15 protein-coding genes are annotated in these 14,818 nt (G+C 70.9%); all 15 read left to right on the forward strand.

Annotation, left to right across the window (positions count from 1 at the left end; translation table 11 throughout):
• The first annotated feature begins 1 nt into the window (after position 1).
• Positions 2-1,981, forward strand: coding sequence for a primosomal protein N' (locus NT132_RS02275; protein WP_297784157.1), 1,980 nt, complete (start codon positions 2-4; stop codon positions 1,979-1,981).
• 41 nt (positions 1,982-2,022) lie between these two features.
• On the forward strand, positions 2,023-2,943 hold the full coding sequence (gene fmt / locus NT132_RS02280) for a methionyl-tRNA formyltransferase (RefSeq protein ID WP_297784161.1): 921 nt from the start codon (positions 2,023-2,025) through the stop codon (positions 2,941-2,943).
• The gene (locus tag NT132_RS02285) at positions 2,940-4,286 is read left to right on the forward strand and encodes a transcription antitermination factor NusB (RefSeq protein ID WP_297784164.1); all 1,347 of its coding nucleotides are present in this window, start codon (positions 2,940-2,942) and stop codon (positions 4,284-4,286) included. Before fmt ends, NT132_RS02285 begins: the two co-directional genes overlap by 4 nt.
• Positions 4,287-4,589: 303 nt before the next feature.
• Positions 4,590-5,288 (forward strand): ribulose-phosphate 3-epimerase, encoded by a 699-nt coding sequence (gene rpe / locus NT132_RS02290; RefSeq protein WP_297784248.1) that lies wholly within the window; start codon positions 4,590-4,592, stop codon positions 5,286-5,288.
• Between the two features lie 225 nt (positions 5,289-5,513).
• Positions 5,514-5,777, forward strand: coding sequence for a phosphoribosyl-ATP diphosphatase (locus NT132_RS02295; protein WP_297784251.1), 264 nt, complete (start codon positions 5,514-5,516; stop codon positions 5,775-5,777).
• Between the two features lie 42 nt (positions 5,778-5,819).
• On the forward strand, positions 5,820-6,662 hold the full coding sequence (hisG, locus tag NT132_RS02300; RefSeq protein WP_297784167.1) for an ATP phosphoribosyltransferase: 843 nt from the start codon (positions 5,820-5,822) through the stop codon (positions 6,660-6,662).
• A 1-nt stretch (position 6,663) separates the two neighbouring features.
• Complete coding sequence (gene hisF, locus NT132_RS02305; RefSeq protein WP_297784170.1) at positions 6,664-7,428, forward strand: imidazole glycerol phosphate synthase subunit HisF; 765 nt, start codon at positions 6,664-6,666, stop codon at positions 7,426-7,428.
• Positions 7,425-7,775, forward strand: coding sequence for a phosphoribosyl-AMP cyclohydrolase (gene hisI, locus NT132_RS02310; RefSeq protein ID WP_297784173.1), 351 nt, complete (start codon positions 7,425-7,427; stop codon positions 7,773-7,775). The genes hisF and hisI overlap by 4 nt, the downstream gene beginning before the upstream one ends.
• Complete coding sequence (locus NT132_RS02315) at positions 7,772-8,383, forward strand: Trp biosynthesis-associated membrane protein (protein WP_297784176.1); 612 nt, start codon at positions 7,772-7,774, stop codon at positions 8,381-8,383. Before hisI ends, NT132_RS02315 begins: the two co-directional genes overlap by 4 nt.
• 49 nt (positions 8,384-8,432) lie before the next feature.
• Entirely contained in the window at positions 8,433-8,663 is a 231-nt protein-coding gene (locus tag NT132_RS02320) for a DUF6704 family protein (protein WP_297784181.1), read from the forward strand.
• Between the two features lie 2 nt (positions 8,664-8,665).
• Positions 8,666-9,436, forward strand: a complete 771-nt coding sequence (gene trpC / locus NT132_RS02325) for an indole-3-glycerol phosphate synthase TrpC (protein ID WP_297784184.1) — start codon at positions 8,666-8,668, stop codon at positions 9,434-9,436.
• 2 nt (positions 9,437-9,438) lie between these two features.
• The gene (trpB, locus tag NT132_RS02330; RefSeq protein WP_297784254.1) at positions 9,439-10,710 is read left to right on the forward strand and encodes a tryptophan synthase subunit beta; all 1,272 of its coding nucleotides are present in this window, start codon (positions 9,439-9,441) and stop codon (positions 10,708-10,710) included.
• The gene (gene trpA / locus NT132_RS02335) at positions 10,707-11,492 is read left to right on the forward strand and encodes a tryptophan synthase subunit alpha (protein ID WP_297784187.1); all 786 of its coding nucleotides are present in this window, start codon (positions 10,707-10,709) and stop codon (positions 11,490-11,492) included. Before trpB ends, trpA begins: the two co-directional genes overlap by 4 nt.
• A 54-nt stretch (positions 11,493-11,546) precedes the next feature.
• Positions 11,547-12,536 (forward strand): prolipoprotein diacylglyceryl transferase, encoded by a 990-nt coding sequence (gene lgt / locus NT132_RS02340; protein ID WP_297784190.1) that lies wholly within the window; start codon positions 11,547-11,549, stop codon positions 12,534-12,536.
• 51 nt (positions 12,537-12,587) lie between these two features.
• Positions 12,588-14,818: glutamate synthase central domain-containing protein (locus NT132_RS02345; RefSeq protein ID WP_297784193.1), on the forward strand; the 2,231-nt coding region annotated here is incomplete at its 3' end.

Here is a 14,818-nt window from a genome sequence, read left to right on the forward strand (position 1 = left end):
CGTGAGCACCCGACGCGTCGCGCGCGTGCTCGTCGACTCACCCCTGCCACAGCTCGACCGCCTCTTCGACTACGAGATCCCGACCGAACTCGCCGACACCGCCGTGCCCGGCGTCCGGGTCAAGGTGCCGCTGCGCTCCGCGGGCCGGGTGATCGAGGGGTACCTCGTCGAGGTGGGGAAGGCGGCGGATGCGGACCGACCGCTGTCCGCCGTCGACCAGGTCGTCTCACCCGTCCCCGTGCTGCCCGACCGGCTCTACCGGCTTTCCCGCCGGCTCGCCGACCGCGCCGCCGGAAGCGCGGGCCACATCCTGCGCCTCGCGATCCCGCGGCGGATGGTGCGTGCAGAGAAGACGTTCCTCGCCGCGCCCACCCCCGTCGCGCCCGTCATCTCCGCCGAGCAGCTGCGGTGGGCGCAGGACGTGCTGGCCGCCTACCCGACGCTCGCCGGTTCCCTGGACGCCGCCGCCCGCTGCGCGGTCGACGCACCGCCGCGCACCCTCACCCTCCCCGACGGCACCGTCGTCGGTGCCTGGGCGGTGCTGCTGACCGCGGCCGCCGTCGTGAACCTCGCCGCCGGCCGCAGCGCCGTGCTCGTGGTGCCGGACCACCGCGACCAGGACCAGCTGGCCGCCGCACTGGCGGCACATCTGCCGACCGACGCCGTGGTTCGCGACGACGCCCGCCGCCCCGCGCCCGCCCGGTATGCCGCCTACCTCCGCATCCTCGCCGACGCGCCCTGCGTCGTCATCGGAAACCGTTCCGCGGTGTACGCGCCCGCGGCGAACACCGGACTCGTGGCGCTATGGGACGACGGCGATCCGCTGCTGGGCGAACCGCTCAGCCCCGGCGTGCACGCCCGCGACGCCGCGCTCCTGCGTCAGGAACTCGAGGGCGGCGCGCTCCTGTTCGCCGGTCACACCCGCACGACCGAGGTGGAGCGTCTCGTCGGCATCGGTTGGGTGCGCGAGGTCCCCGCCACGCGGCGGCAGAGCCCCCGTGTCGTGCTCAGCCCGCCGGCCGACGGCCCGGGCTCCGCCCGCATCCCGTCCTCCGCCTTCACGGCGGTCCGGCAAGCCCTCGCCGATGGGCCCGTGCTGGTGCAGGTCGCCCGCCCCGGATACTCGCCCGTGATGGTGTGCGCCGACTGCCGCCGCCCGGCGCGCTGCGCCCACTGCACGGGTCCGCTCCGAGCCCGGAACGCCCGCACCCGCCCGGACTGCGCGTGGTGCGGCAGGTCGTCCGTGGGCTGGCGGTGCACGAACTGCGAGGGCACCGGGTTGCGCCTGGCATCGGCAGGCAGCGAGCGCACCGCCGATGAGCTCGGCCGCGCCTTCCCGAACACCCGGGTCATCATCGCCGACGCCGACCATCCGGTCCTGCAGGTCGACGCCCGGCCGGCGCTCGTCGTCGCCACGCGGGGTGCGGAGCCTCCCGCCGACGGCGGCTACCGGGCCGTGCTGCTCCTCGACGGCGAACGGATGCTGCTGGCGGACGATCTCCGCATCGGCGAGTTCTGCCTGCGATGGTGGTCGAACGCGGCCGCACTCGCGACCCCGGGCGCACCCGTGCATCTCGTCGGGGTCACCGGTCCCGCCGCGCGCGCCCTCGCCACCTGGACTCAGCCGGCCTACGCCCGTACCGAACTCGCCGAGCGCGCGCCGCTCAAGATGCCGCCGACCGTGCGCGTCGCCGTCGTCGAGGGTCCGCCCGCGTCGGTGATGCAGGCGCTGGCGGCGGTGCACACCGACGTGCCGGCGCTGCCGGAGGATGCGATCCTCGGGCCCGTGCGGGTCCCGGGCACCGACGACACACTCGAGCGGGCGCTGGTGCGGTTCGATTACGCCTCGGGAGCCGCGGTCGCCAAGACGCTCCGCGCGGCGGTCGTCGCCGACGCGGTGCGCGCCCGCCGACCCCGGCGCGGCGGAGCGGCCCGCAATACACTCAGAGTGCGGGTCGATGTGCCCGACCCCGATCTGTGACCCCCGTCACCCACCCCGTCTCTCATTCCATCTGGAGCTTCATGCGTCTCGTCTTCGCGGGCACCCCCGCGGCCGCCGTCCCCTCGCTACGCCGGATCGCCGCATCCGGTCACGAGATCGCGACCGTGGTCACCCGCAGGGACGCACCGCTCGGACGGAAACGCGTGCTCACACCGTCCGCCGTGGCACAGGTCGCGACGGAACTCGGCCTTCCGGTCCTGCGCACCGACCGCCTCGACGCGGCCGCGACCGACACGCTGACGGCGCTCCAGCCGGACCTCGGCGTCATCGTCGCCTACGGCGGTCTCGTCCGGGAACCGCTGCTGTCGGCGCCCGCGCACGGCTGGATCAACCTGCACTTCTCGCTGCTGCCGCGGTGGCGCGGTGCGGCGCCCGTGCAACACGCCCTCATCGCCGGCGACCGCGAGACCGGGGCGAGCGTGTTCCAGCTGGTACCCGAACTCGACGCCGGCGACGTGTTCGCCGAGGACCGGATGCCGGTCCCTCCGGGTGCGACGGCGGGCGACCTGCTCGCGACCCTCGCCGAGACCGGTGCCGACCTGCTGCTGCGCGTGATCGATGAGATCGCCGCCGGAACCGCGACGGCACGCCCGCAGACCGGGGAACCCACCCTCGCTCCGAAGCTCACGGCGGAGGACGGCCTGATCCGCTGGACGGACAGCGGCGACGCCGTCCTGTCCCGCATCCTCGGCACGACACCCGAGCCCGGGGCGCACACGAGCGTCGATGGGGCGCGGGTGAAGATCCTCGCCGTCGGCGGCACTGCCACGGATGCGGAGCTCGCGCCCGGCCGCATCCGGAACATCGACGGCGCCTTGCTGGTCGGGACCGCGACCCACCCGATCGTGCTGGAACGCGTGCAGCCGGCTGGTAAGCAAGCCATGTCGGCGGCTGACTGGTGGCGGGGCCTTCGCACGAACGAGCCGGTGGCCGGAGCATGAGCGCCCGCCGGGTCGCCTTCGAGGTGCTGCGTGCGGTCAACGAGTCGGATGCGTACGCCAACCTGCTGCTGCCGACGAGCATCGCCCGCGCGGGGCTGAACGAGCAGGACGCGGCGCTCGCCACCGAGCTCGCGTACGGCACGCTCCGCCGCCAGGGGACCTACGACGCCATCATCGCGGCCGCCGCGAACCGTGACACCAGCGAGATCGACCCGGTCGTGCTCGACGCGCTCCGCCTCGGGGCGCATCAGATCCTCTCCACCCGCATCGCCTCACACGCCGCGGTCCACGAGACCGTCGAGATCGTGCGGCACTCCGCCGGCAACAGCGCCACCGGGTTCACCAACGCCGTGCTGCGGCGGATAGCCCGCGAGACGCCCGGCGAGTGGCTGGAGCGGGTCGAGCGCGCAGCGAGGTCCGACGACGAGCGACTCGGCCTGTCGACCTCCCATCCGGTCTGGATCCTGCGCGCCTTCCGCCGCGCCCTCGCCGCCGAGGGCCGCGGTGACGAGCTGACCGACCTGCTGCATGCTGACAACGTCTCGCCGCGGGTGACCCTCGCTGTGCTGCCCGGGCTGGGGGAGCGGCCCGCCGACCTCGCGCCCACCCCGTACTCGCCGATCGGTGCCCGCTCCGGCGGCGGTGACCCGCACGACGAGGTGGCCGGCGGCCGCATCCGGGTGCAGGACGAGGGTTCGCAGCTCGCCGCACTCGCCCTCAGCCGCGCCGAGCCGGTGCGCCCGGGGGAGCGGTGGCTCGACCTGTGCGCCGGTCCCGGCGGGAAGACGGCGCTCCTGGCAGCGGAGGCCTTGGCACACGGCGCCACGCTCGAGGCGAATGAGCTGGTGCCGGCCCGTGCCGGGCTCGTGCGCCGTGCTCTCGAGGGTGTGCCGCTGCCGGTCGAGGTATCCGAGGAGGACGGCCGCGACCGCGCCGGTCACGGCGAGTACGACCGCATCCTCGTGGACGCCCCCTGCACCGGGCTCGGGGCGCTGCGGCGTCGCCCGGAGGCGCGGTGGCGCAAGCAGCCGGCGGATGTGCCGCAGCTCACCGCGCTGCAGGGCGACCTGGTGCGCGCGGGACTCGAGGGCCTGAAGCCCGGCGGCATCCTCGCCTACGTCACCTGCTCGCCGCATCTCGCCGAGACCGCCGGCGTCCTCGCCGATGTCCGCCGCGAGTGGGGCGACCGGATCGAGGAGCTCGACGCCCGTGCCGTGCTGCAGAGCATCTCGCGGACGCCGCTGGATCTCCCCGCGCCCGCGGACGGTTCGGGTCGTGCGCAACTGTGGCCGCATCGCCACGGCACCGACGCGATGTTCATCTCGCTCCTCCGCCGCCGCTGACTCGACCCCGCCCCTTGCATTCGCCTGTCGCGAAGTGTGGGTGTCGTGCCTTCTCACCCGCGATATGCGACGGCCGAGCAGATTCACGTGCGGACGCCCATCCGTTCATCCGTCGCGATATGCGGGTGTCGTGCCTTCTCACCCGCGATATGCGACGGCCGAGCAGATTCACGTGCGGACGCCCATCCGTTCATCCGTCGCGACCTGCGGGTGTCGTGCCTTCTCACCCGCGATATGCGACGGCCGAGCAGGTCACGCCTCCGAGGACGGGGGACGGATGCGGTGACGCGCGGCGGCACCGGGATTGCGGGGCGGCACCGGGATAATGGGCAGGTGACCGGCACCCGCATCAATCCGTCCATCCTGGCCGCCGACTTCGTGAACATGCAGGCGGAACTCGCCCGCATCGCCGCGGCCGACTTCGTGCACGTGGACGTGATGGACAACCATTTCGTCCCCAACCTCACGTTCGGGCCACAGATGGTCGAACGCATCCAGGCGACGAGTCCCGTCCCGCTCGACGTGCACCTCATGATCGATGACCCGGACCGCTGGGCCCCCGGCTACGCCGAGCTCGGCGCCGCATCCGTGACGTTCCACCTCGAGGCCGCCGCCGACCCGGTCGCACTCGCGCGACGCCTCCGGGCCATCGGTTCCCGCGCCGGCGTGGCCGTGAAGCCCGGCACGCCCGCCGACAGCCTCCACGAGCTCCTCGACGAGTTCGACCAGATCCTCGTGATGACCGTCGAGCCGGGGTTCGGCGGGCAATCCTTCATGCCCGAGACGATGCCGAAACTGCGGGCCCTCGCGGATGCGGCCCGCCGCCGGGGCTCCGCCGTGTGGCTGCAGGTCGATGGCGGTATCTCCGCATCCACGATCGCGCAGGCGGCGGAAGCCGGCGCCGATACGTTCGTCGCGGGGTCGGCCGTCTTCGGCGCCGACGACCCGGGCAGCGCGATCGCCGCGCTCCGCGACCAGGCCGCATCCGTCCACCGTCACTGAGCCTCCACGATCCGCACCGACACCGCCCCGCTCGCGCCGCCCGTACGAACGTCGCAGAATTGCGCGAAGTCCGCAGGATTGTGCCCGATTCGTGCGAAGTTCGCGCGAAACTGCGAACTTCGCGCATGCGCGGTCACGCGCGGGCCGGGGCGCACGCACGCGCTGCGTGGCCGCGGTGAGCCGGGGGTGAACCGCGAGGGTCCCCGGGTTCGGTACCCTGGGATGGTGAAGACGTTCGACTCTCTGTTCGCGGAGCTGACCGAGAAGGCGGCGACCCGACCCGCCGGATCCGGCACCGTCGCGGAGCTGGACGCCGGTGTGCACACGATCGGCAAGAAGATCGTGGAAGAAGCCGCTGAGGTCTGGATGGCGGCCGAGTACGAGCCGCTCGACGCCGCAGCGGAAGAGATCTCCCAGCTCCTGTACCACCTGCAGGTGCTCATGCTCGCCAAGGGACTGAGCCTGGAGGATGTCTACCGACATCTGTGAGCGCCCTCCACCTCCCGCTCAAGACCCGAAAGCTGCTGCACCATGCTGCGTATCGCCGTGCCGAACAAGGGATCGCTCTCCGAGACCGCCGCCGAGATGCTCGCCGAGGCGGGCTACATCGGACGCCGTGATCCGAAGGATCTGTTCGTCTCCGACCCCGTCAACGACGTCGAGTTCTTCTACCTGCGCCCCAAGGACATCGCCACGTACGTGGGATCCGGGGCACTGGATGTGGGAATCACCGGCCGCGACCTCCTCCTCGACGCCCGGATGCCGGGTGCCCGTGAGATCGAGGCCCTCGGCTTCGGCGGCTCCACGTTCCGCTTCGCGGGCCCTCCCGGACGCTTCCACGAGGTGACCGACCTGCAGGGTCTGCGCGTCGCCACCGCGTACCCGGGCCTCGTCGACGCCTTCCTCGACGAGCAGGGCATCGCCGTGGACCTCGTGCCGCTGGACGGCGCCGTGGAGTCAGCGGTGCAGCTGGGCGTGGCGGATGCGGTCGCCGATGTCGTCTCGACTGGCACGACGCTGCGTCAGGCAGGCCTGGAGATCTTCGGCCCGAAGCTGCTCGAATCCGAGGCCGTGCTCATCACCGGACCGGAGGCGCCCGAGGGCATCGAGACGCTGCTGCGGCGACTGCGCGGGGTGCTCGTCGCCAAGCGCTACGTGCTCGTCGACTACGACCTGCCGGCCGATCTCGTCGAGCAGGCGGTCGCGATCGCCCCGGGCATCGAATCGCCCACCATCTCGCCGCTGCGCGACCCCTCCTGGGTCGCCGTGCGCGTCATGACACCGCGCAGGACCGTCAACCAGGTCATGGACGACCTGTACGCGATGGGTGCCCGCGCGATCCTGGTGTCCGCCATTCACAACGCGAGGCTGTGATATGAGCCTGGTGTGCCGCGTCATCCCGTGTCTCGACGTGGCGGCGGGGCGTGTGGTCAAGGGCGTCAACTTCGAGAATCTGCGCGACATGGGCGACCCGGTCGAGCTCGCCCGGTTCTACTTCGAGCAGGGCGCCGACGAACTCACGTTCCTCGACGTCACCGCCACGGTGGACGAGCGCGCGACGACCTACGACGTCGTCCGCCGCACCGCGGAAGAGGTCTTCATCCCGCTGACAGTCGGCGGCGGCATCCGTACGGTCGACGACGTCGCCCGGCTGCAGGGTGTGGGTGCGGACAAGGTGGGGGTCAACTCCGCCGCGATCGCCCGGCCCGCGCTCATCGGCGAGATCGCCGACCGTTTCGGCGCACAGGTGCTCGTGCTCTCGCTCGACATCAAGCGCACCGACACCACGCCGTCGGGCTTCGCCGTCACGACCCACGGCGGCCGCACCCTGACGACGCTCGACGCACTCGAGTGGGCGCGCGAGGCGATCGACCGGGGCGCGGGGGAACTGCTCGTCAACTCCATCGACGCCGACGGCACCAAGGACGGGTTCGACCTCGAGCTCGTCGGGCTGATGCGCGAGATCTCGAGCGTGCCGGTGATCGCCTCGGGCGGTGCCGGCGCTGCCGAACACTTCGCCCCCGCCATCCGCGCCGGCGCGGACGCGGTGCTCGCCGCCTCCGTGTTCCACTCCGGGCAGCTCACCGTGGGTGACGTGAAAGCCGCCATGGCAGCCGACGGGATAGAGGTACGCCAGTGACCGAGTCCATCGAGGAGCGCATCGCGCGCGTCCGTTTCACCGAGGACGGCCTGGTCGCCGCGATCATCCAGCAGTGGGACACGAAAGAGGTCCTCATGCTCGCCTGGATGGATGCGGAGGCGCTGCGCCGCACCCTCACCACCGGCCGCGTCACCTTCTGGTCGCGCTCCCGCGAGGAGTACTGGCGTAAGGGCGACACGTCAGGTCACATCCAGCAGGTGAAGGGTGCCCGCCTCGATTGCGATGGCGACGCCGTGCTCATCTCCGTCGAGCAGGTGGGCGCCGCATGCCACACCGGCACCCGCACGTGCTTCGATGCGGACGAGCTGGACCCGGTGCAGGCGTGATCCGGAGGGCCCGTCTCCTCGCGGTCCTCGCGATCCTCATCCCCGGTGCGATGATCCTCATCGGGTCGACGCAGACCTGGGTCGAGGTGACCCTCCTCGGTGACGCGGGATCGGATCTCACCGTCGCCGGTGCGGACGCGATCGCCGTGCTCGCGCCGTTGAGTCTTGCCGTGCTCGCGCTCGGACTCGCGCTGTCGATCGTCGGCGTGGTGCTCCGGTATGTGTTCGGCGCGCTGAGCCTGGTCGGCGGCATCACTCTTGCGACGCTCGCCGCGCAGACGCTCGCCGGTCCGCCGCTCGCCACCTATGCGCCCGCGGTGACGGATGCCACCGGCATCACCGGCGACGCCGCGGTCGGCGACCTCGTCGCATCGACCGCTCTCACGGTGTGGCCCGCGGTGACGTTGCTCGCCGCGGTGATCCTCGCCGTCGCCGGCGTCCTCGTCCTCGTCACGGCTCGGCGCTGGGCGCGAGGCGGCCGCAAATACGAGGCGGCAGTGGCAGCCCGCGCGTCCCGCGTGGACCCCGGCCGGCCGTTGGACGCCATCGATTCGTGGGACGACCTCAGCCGAGGCGACGATCCGACGACCGGCGGCACTGCCCGCTAGACTGACGGACGGGGCGCCGGTACGACGCGCCCGCATGCGAAGGAGACACATGAGCAACCCCATCGGTGACCCCGGACACGGACACTCCCCGGCTGCCTGGACCGGCGTGATCATCATGCTCATCGCGGTCACCCTCGGCACCGTCTTCTTCTGGTTCGACCTGCCCGTGCTGGTCTGGGCGAGCGCGGTGCTGCTCGTCGTGGGCCTGATCGTGGGATGGATCCTCTCCAAGGCCGGCTACGGCGCCTACGGTCCGAAGTACAGCCCGAAAGAGCATTGAGCATGCTGGCCGACCTCACGGCCGGCTCCGTCGCAGACGCGGAAACCCGCGCCGAGACGCTGCCGCTCGCCGAGGTCGAACGTGCCGCGCTGGCCCAGTCCGCGCCCCGTGACGCGCGGGCGGCGCTGGCTCCCGCCGCGCAGGTGAAGATCATCGCCGAGGTGAAGCGGGCGAGCCCGTCCCGAGGCGACCTCGCTGCCATCCCCGACCCCGCTGCGCAGGCGCGCAAGTACGAGCTCGGCGGGGCGAGCGCGATCTCGGTCCTGACCGAACAGCGCCGCTTCAAGGGCAGCCTCGACGATCTCCGGGCGGTCCGTGCCGAGGTCTCGGTGCCGGTGCTGCGCAAGGACTTCATCGCGACGCCCTACCAGGTGATGGAGGCTCGCGCCGCGGGCGCCGACCTGGTGCTGCTCATCGTGGCCGCACTGGAGCAGCCGGTCCTCCGTGAACTCCACGAGCTCGTCATCCAGCTGGGGATGACCCCGCTGGTCGAGGCGCACTCCGCCGACGAGCTGGCCCGGGCCGCTGACCTCGGTGCCGACCTCATCGGCGTCAACGCCCGCGATCTCACGACGTTCGAGCTCGACCGCGACCTCTTCGGCCGTCTCGCCGTTGCCTTCCCCGCCGAGGCGATCAAGGTCGCCGAGTCGGCTGTCCTCACCCCCGCCGACGTGGCGCACTACCGCGCCGCCGGCGCCGACGCAGTGCTGGTGGGCGAGGCTCTCGTCACCGGCGACCCGGTCGCCACGCTGCGCGCATTCCTGGGAGCGTAATGATGAAACTTCGCGACGCGAAGGGTCCCTTCTTCGGTGAGTTCGGCGGGCGGTACATGCCCGAGTCGCTCATTGCCGCCATCGACGAGCTGACCGCCGTGTACGAGGAGGCGATGGTCGACCCGGCCTTCGCCGCCGAGCTGACCAAGCTGTTGCATTCCTACGCCGGTCGCCCATCCGCCCTCACCGAGGTGCCGCGGTTCGCCGCCCACGCGGGCGGCGGTCGCATCTTCCTCAAGCGCGAAGACCTGAACCACACCGGCTCGCACAAGATCAACAACGTGCTCGGGCAGGCGCTGCTCACCAAACGACTCAGAAAGACCCGCGTGATCGCCGAGACCGGGGCGGGCCAGCACGGCGTCGCCACCGCGACCGCCGCAGCGCTCTTCGGCTTCGATTGCACCGTCTACATGGGTGAGGTCGACACCGAGCGGCAGGCGCTCAACGTCGCCCGGATGCGGCTCCTCGGCGCCGAGGTCATCCCGGTCACGACCGGATCCCGCACCCTGAAGGACGCCATCAACGAGGCGTACCGCGATTGGGTGGCGAGCGTTGAGACCACCAACTACATCTTCGGCACCGCCGCCGGCCCGCATCCGTTCCCCGCGATGGTGCGCGACTTCCAGAAGATCATCGGCGAGGAGGCGCGCGCGCAGCTGCTCGCCGAGGTCGGCCGGCTCCCGGATGCGGTGTTCGCCTGTGTCGGCGGCGGCTCCAACGCGATCGGCATGTTCGACGCGTTCCTCGACGACGACAGCGTGAAGCTCTACGGGGTGGAGGCGGCGGGCGACGGTGTCGACACCGAGAAGCACGCGGCATCCATCGAGCGTGGACGACCCGGCATCCTCCATGGTGCGAAGACCTACGTGCTGCAGGACGAGGACGGCCAGACGATCGAGTCCCACTCGATCTCCGCGGGTCTCGACTACCCGGGCGTAGGCCCCGAGCACTCCTGGCTCGCCTCCATCGGCCGCGCGGAGTACATTCCCGCCACCGACGACGAGGCGATGCAGGCGCTGCGCCTGCTGAGCCGCACCGAGGGGATCATCCCCGCCGTCGAATCCGCCCACGCCCTCGCGGGTGCACTGCGACTCGGCCGAGAGCTCGGCCCCGACTCCGTCGTCGTCGTGTGCCTCTCCGGCCGCGGCGACAAGGACATGGACACCGCGGCGCGCTACTTCGACCTGTATGACCGCTCGGCCCTGGGCGAGGGTGAACCGGTGGCCGTGCCGGACACCGAGGACGCCGCCTCCGGCGAGGGAGTGGAACTGTGACCTCCCGCGTCGAAGCAGCCATCCAGGCCGCCCACGCTGAGGGCCGGGGCGCCTTCATCGGCTACCTGCCGCTCGGTTACCCGGATCTGCGCACCAGCATCGAGGCAGCCGTGGTGCTCGCCGAGAGCGGTGCGGACGTCATCGAGCTCGGCCCGCCTTATTCCGACCCGGTGATGGACGGCCCGCTCATCCAGGAGGCGACGCTCGCGGCGCTGGAGGCCGGCTTTCGGCTGCGCGACCTGTTCCCGGCGGTTCGGGAGATCACCTCCCGCACGGATGTGCCCATCGTCGTCATGACCTACTGGAACCCGGTCTACCAGTACGGCGTGGACCGGTATGCGGACGATCTTCTCGCCGCGGGCGGAGCCGGGCTCATCACCCCCGACATCACGCCGGACGCGGCTGCCGACTGGATCGCTGCGAGCGAACGGACGGGTCTCGATCGCATCTTCCTGGCCGCGCCGACCTCGAGCGAGGAGCGGCTGAAGCTCGTCGTGGAGAACTCCACCGGCTTCGTCTACACCGTCTCCACCATGGGGATCACGGGGGAGCGGGCCGACCTGGATGCGGCGGCTCGCACCCTCATCGGGCGCCTCCGGGCGCACGACGTGTCGCAGGCGTGCGTCGGTATCGGCATCTCGACGCCGGAGCAGGTGGGAACGACGCTCGAGTACGCCGACGGGGCGATCGTCGGCTCCGCCCTGGTCCGGGCCCTCCGCGACGGGGGACTGGACGGCCTCGGCACCACCGCGCGCGCCCTCGCTGCAGCGACCGTGCGTTGAGCCCACACCCCGCGCGAGTCATCGTGTGCGGCGGAGGCCAGTAGACTCGCGGTCGTGACTTTTTCGGCACTCCCCGTGTTCGCCAGCATCCCGAGCCCGACGATCAGCTACATCGATCTCGGGCCGGTGCGGATCCATTTCTACGCCCTGTGCATCATCGTCGGCATCATCGTCGCCGTGGTGCTCACGAACCGCCGCCTCGTCAAGCGTGGCGTGGAACCATGGGCCGTCATCGACATCGCGCTGTTCGCGGTGCCGATCGCGATCATCGGCGCTCGTATCTTCCACGTCCTCACCCACCTCGGGTTCTACGTCGGCGAGGACAAGAACACCTGGAACCCGTTCGAGCCCGGCTCGGTGTGGGCGATCTGGGAGGGTGGCATCGCCATCTACGGCGCGCTCATCGGCGGTGCCATCGGTGCGCTCATCGGCTGCCGCTGGACCGGCATACGGTTCTGGACGTTCGCCGACGCGCTGGCCCCCGGCCTCATCATCGCGCAGGCGCTCGGCCGCTTCGGCAACTACTTCAACCAGGAGCTGTTCGGTCAGCCGACGGACGCCTGGTGGGGCCTGGAGATCGACTCCGACAACGCCGCCTACCCGCCGGGACTGCCAGAAGGCACGCTTTTCCAGCCGACCTTCCTGTACGAAGTGATCTGGAATCTCCTCGGCGCCGCGGTGCTCCTGTGGGCCGGCAACCGCTTCCGGCTGCAGTGGGGTCGCCTGTTCGGGCTGTACCTGGTCTGGTACAGCGCAGGCCGAATCGTCTGGGAAAACATCCGTATCGACCCGAGCGACATCTACCTGGGGCTGCGCACCAATGTGTGGGCCGCGATCTTCGGTGTCGTCCTCGGCCTGGTCATCATGACGGTGCAGAAGCGCCGGCACCCGGGCCTCGAGCCGTCGCCGTACCGGCCGGGCCGCGAGTGGACCGGCAAAGCGGCTGTACAATCGCAGAACAGCGAGGACTTCGTTGACGTGAGCGAACCCCCCACGACCGAAGCCGCCACGGGCGCTGCCACAAGCTCAGCCCCTTCGAATTAATCCCGGGCCGATGTCGTCCCAGCATCCAGCACCAATGTGAGGACGGTAGGTATGGCATCGCGCCCCCGTCACGGTTCCGAAGGCGGCTTCGGCTCCTTCCCCGCCAAGCAGGGCATGTACAACCCCGCGTTCGAGAAGGACGCGTGTGGTTTGGCCATGGTCGCCACCCTGCGTGGTGAACCCGGCCATGACATCATCGACCTCGCGCTGACGGCGCTGCGGAACCTCGAGCACCGCGGTGCGATCGGGTCTGACGCCGGCACCGGCGACGGCGCCGGCATCCTGACCCAGATGCCGGATGCGTTCCTGCGCGCCGTGGTGGACTTCGACCTGCCCCCGGTCGGGGAGTACGCCGCCGGTCTCGCGTTCCTGCCGCTCGACGGCGACGAGCGCGCCGCGATCAAGGAACAGATCGCCCAGATCGCCGTCAGCGAGAACCTCGTGGTGCTCGGCTGGCGGGACGTTCCCACCGAGCAGGAGCACCTCGGCAAGCTCGCGTACGAGGCCCGCCCCGCGTTCGAGCAGCTGTTCGTCTCCCGGCCGGCTGTGGGCGACGCCCCCGCGCTGTCCGGCATCGAGCTGGACCGCCGGGTGTACCGGCTGCGCAAGCGCGCCCGCCGCGAGGCCGGCGCCTACTTCGTCTCGCTCTCGTGCCGCACCCTCGGCTACAAGGGCATGGTCACCACGCTGCAGCTCGAGCCGTTCTACCCCGACCTGCAGGACGAGCGCTTCGCGTCCGAGCTTGCGGTGGTCCACTCCCGCTACTCCACGAACACGTTCCCGTCGTGGCCGCTCGCGCAGCCGCTGCGGATGCTGGCCCACAACGGTGAAATCAACACGGTCAACGGCAACCGCAACTGGATGCGGGCACGTCAGTCGCAGCTGGAATCGCAGCTCATCGGCGACATCCGTCCGCTGCTGCCGATCTGCACCCCCGGCGCCAGCGACTCGGCCTCCTTCGACGAGGTGCTGGAACTGTTGACCCTCACCGGTCGGAGCCTCCCGCACGCCGTCATGATGATGGTTCCCGAGGCGTACGAGAAGCAGACGAACGTCGACCCGAAGCTCCGCTCGTTCTACGAGTACCACTCCATGCAGATGGAGCCGTGGGACGGTCCGGCCGCCCTCATCTTCACCGACGGCACCCTGGTCGGCGCGACCCTCGACCGCAACGGCCTGCGGCCGGGGCGCTGGACCGAGACCACCGACGGACTCGTCGTCATCGGCAGCGAGACCGGTGTGCTCGACTTCGCACCCGAGCGGATCAAGCGCCGCGGGCGCCTGCAGCCGGGCCACATGTTCCTCGTCGACACCGCGCAGCAGCGCATCATCGACGACGAGGAGATCAAGTCCGACCTCGCGAACCTGCACCCGTGGCAGGAGTGGCTGGATGGCGGGCGCGTGCGCCTGGCCGACCTGCCCGAGCGCGAGCACATCGTGCACCCGATCGCCTCGATCACCCGTCGTCAGCGCACCTTCGGCTACACCGAGGAGGAGGTCCGCATCCTCCTGACCCCGATGGGGCAGAACGGTGCGGAGCCCCTCGGCGCCATGGGCAGCGACACCCCGGTCGCGGTCCTCAGCGACCGCCCGCGGCTGCTGTTCGACTACTTCACGCAGCAGTTCGCGCAGGTCACGAACCCGCCACTCGACTCCATCCGCGAAGAGGTCGTCACCTCCCTCGCGCTCGGCCTCGGCCCGGAGCCGAACCTGCTGAGCTGGGGGCCGGATCACGCCCGCGCGGTCACGCTCGACTTCCCGGTGATCAACAACGACGAGCTCGCGAAAATCCAGCACATCGACGCCGCCGTTCCCGGACGCACGTCCGTCACCGTCCGGGGTCTCTACCGCGTGGAGGCCGGCCAGAAGGGCATGCAGAAGCGCCTCGCGCAGATGTGCGCCGAGGTCGACAGCGCCATCGAGGACGGCGCCGAGTTCATCGTGCTCAGCGACCGCGACTCCAACAAGGACCTCGCGCCGATCCCGTCGCTCCTGATGGTCGCGGCTGTCCACCACCACCTCATCCGCAACGAGACCCGCATGAAGGTCGGGCTCGTCGTGGAGGCGGGGGACGTGCGCGAAGTGCATCACGTCGCCACGCTGATCGGCTTCGGTGCGTCGGCGGTCAACCCGTACCTCGCGATGGAGACGGTGGAGTACCTCGTCCGCGCCGGCTTCATCACCAAGGTCACGCCCGAGAAGGCCGTGAAGAACCTGATCTACGCGCTCGGCAAGGGCGTGCTGAAGATCATGTCGAAGATGGGCATCTCCACGGTGTCGTC

Origin of the sequence: Microbacterium sp. (genome assembly GCF_026393345.1) — a bacterium.
Lineage (GTDB): Bacteria > Actinomycetota > Actinomycetes > Actinomycetales > Microbacteriaceae > Microbacterium.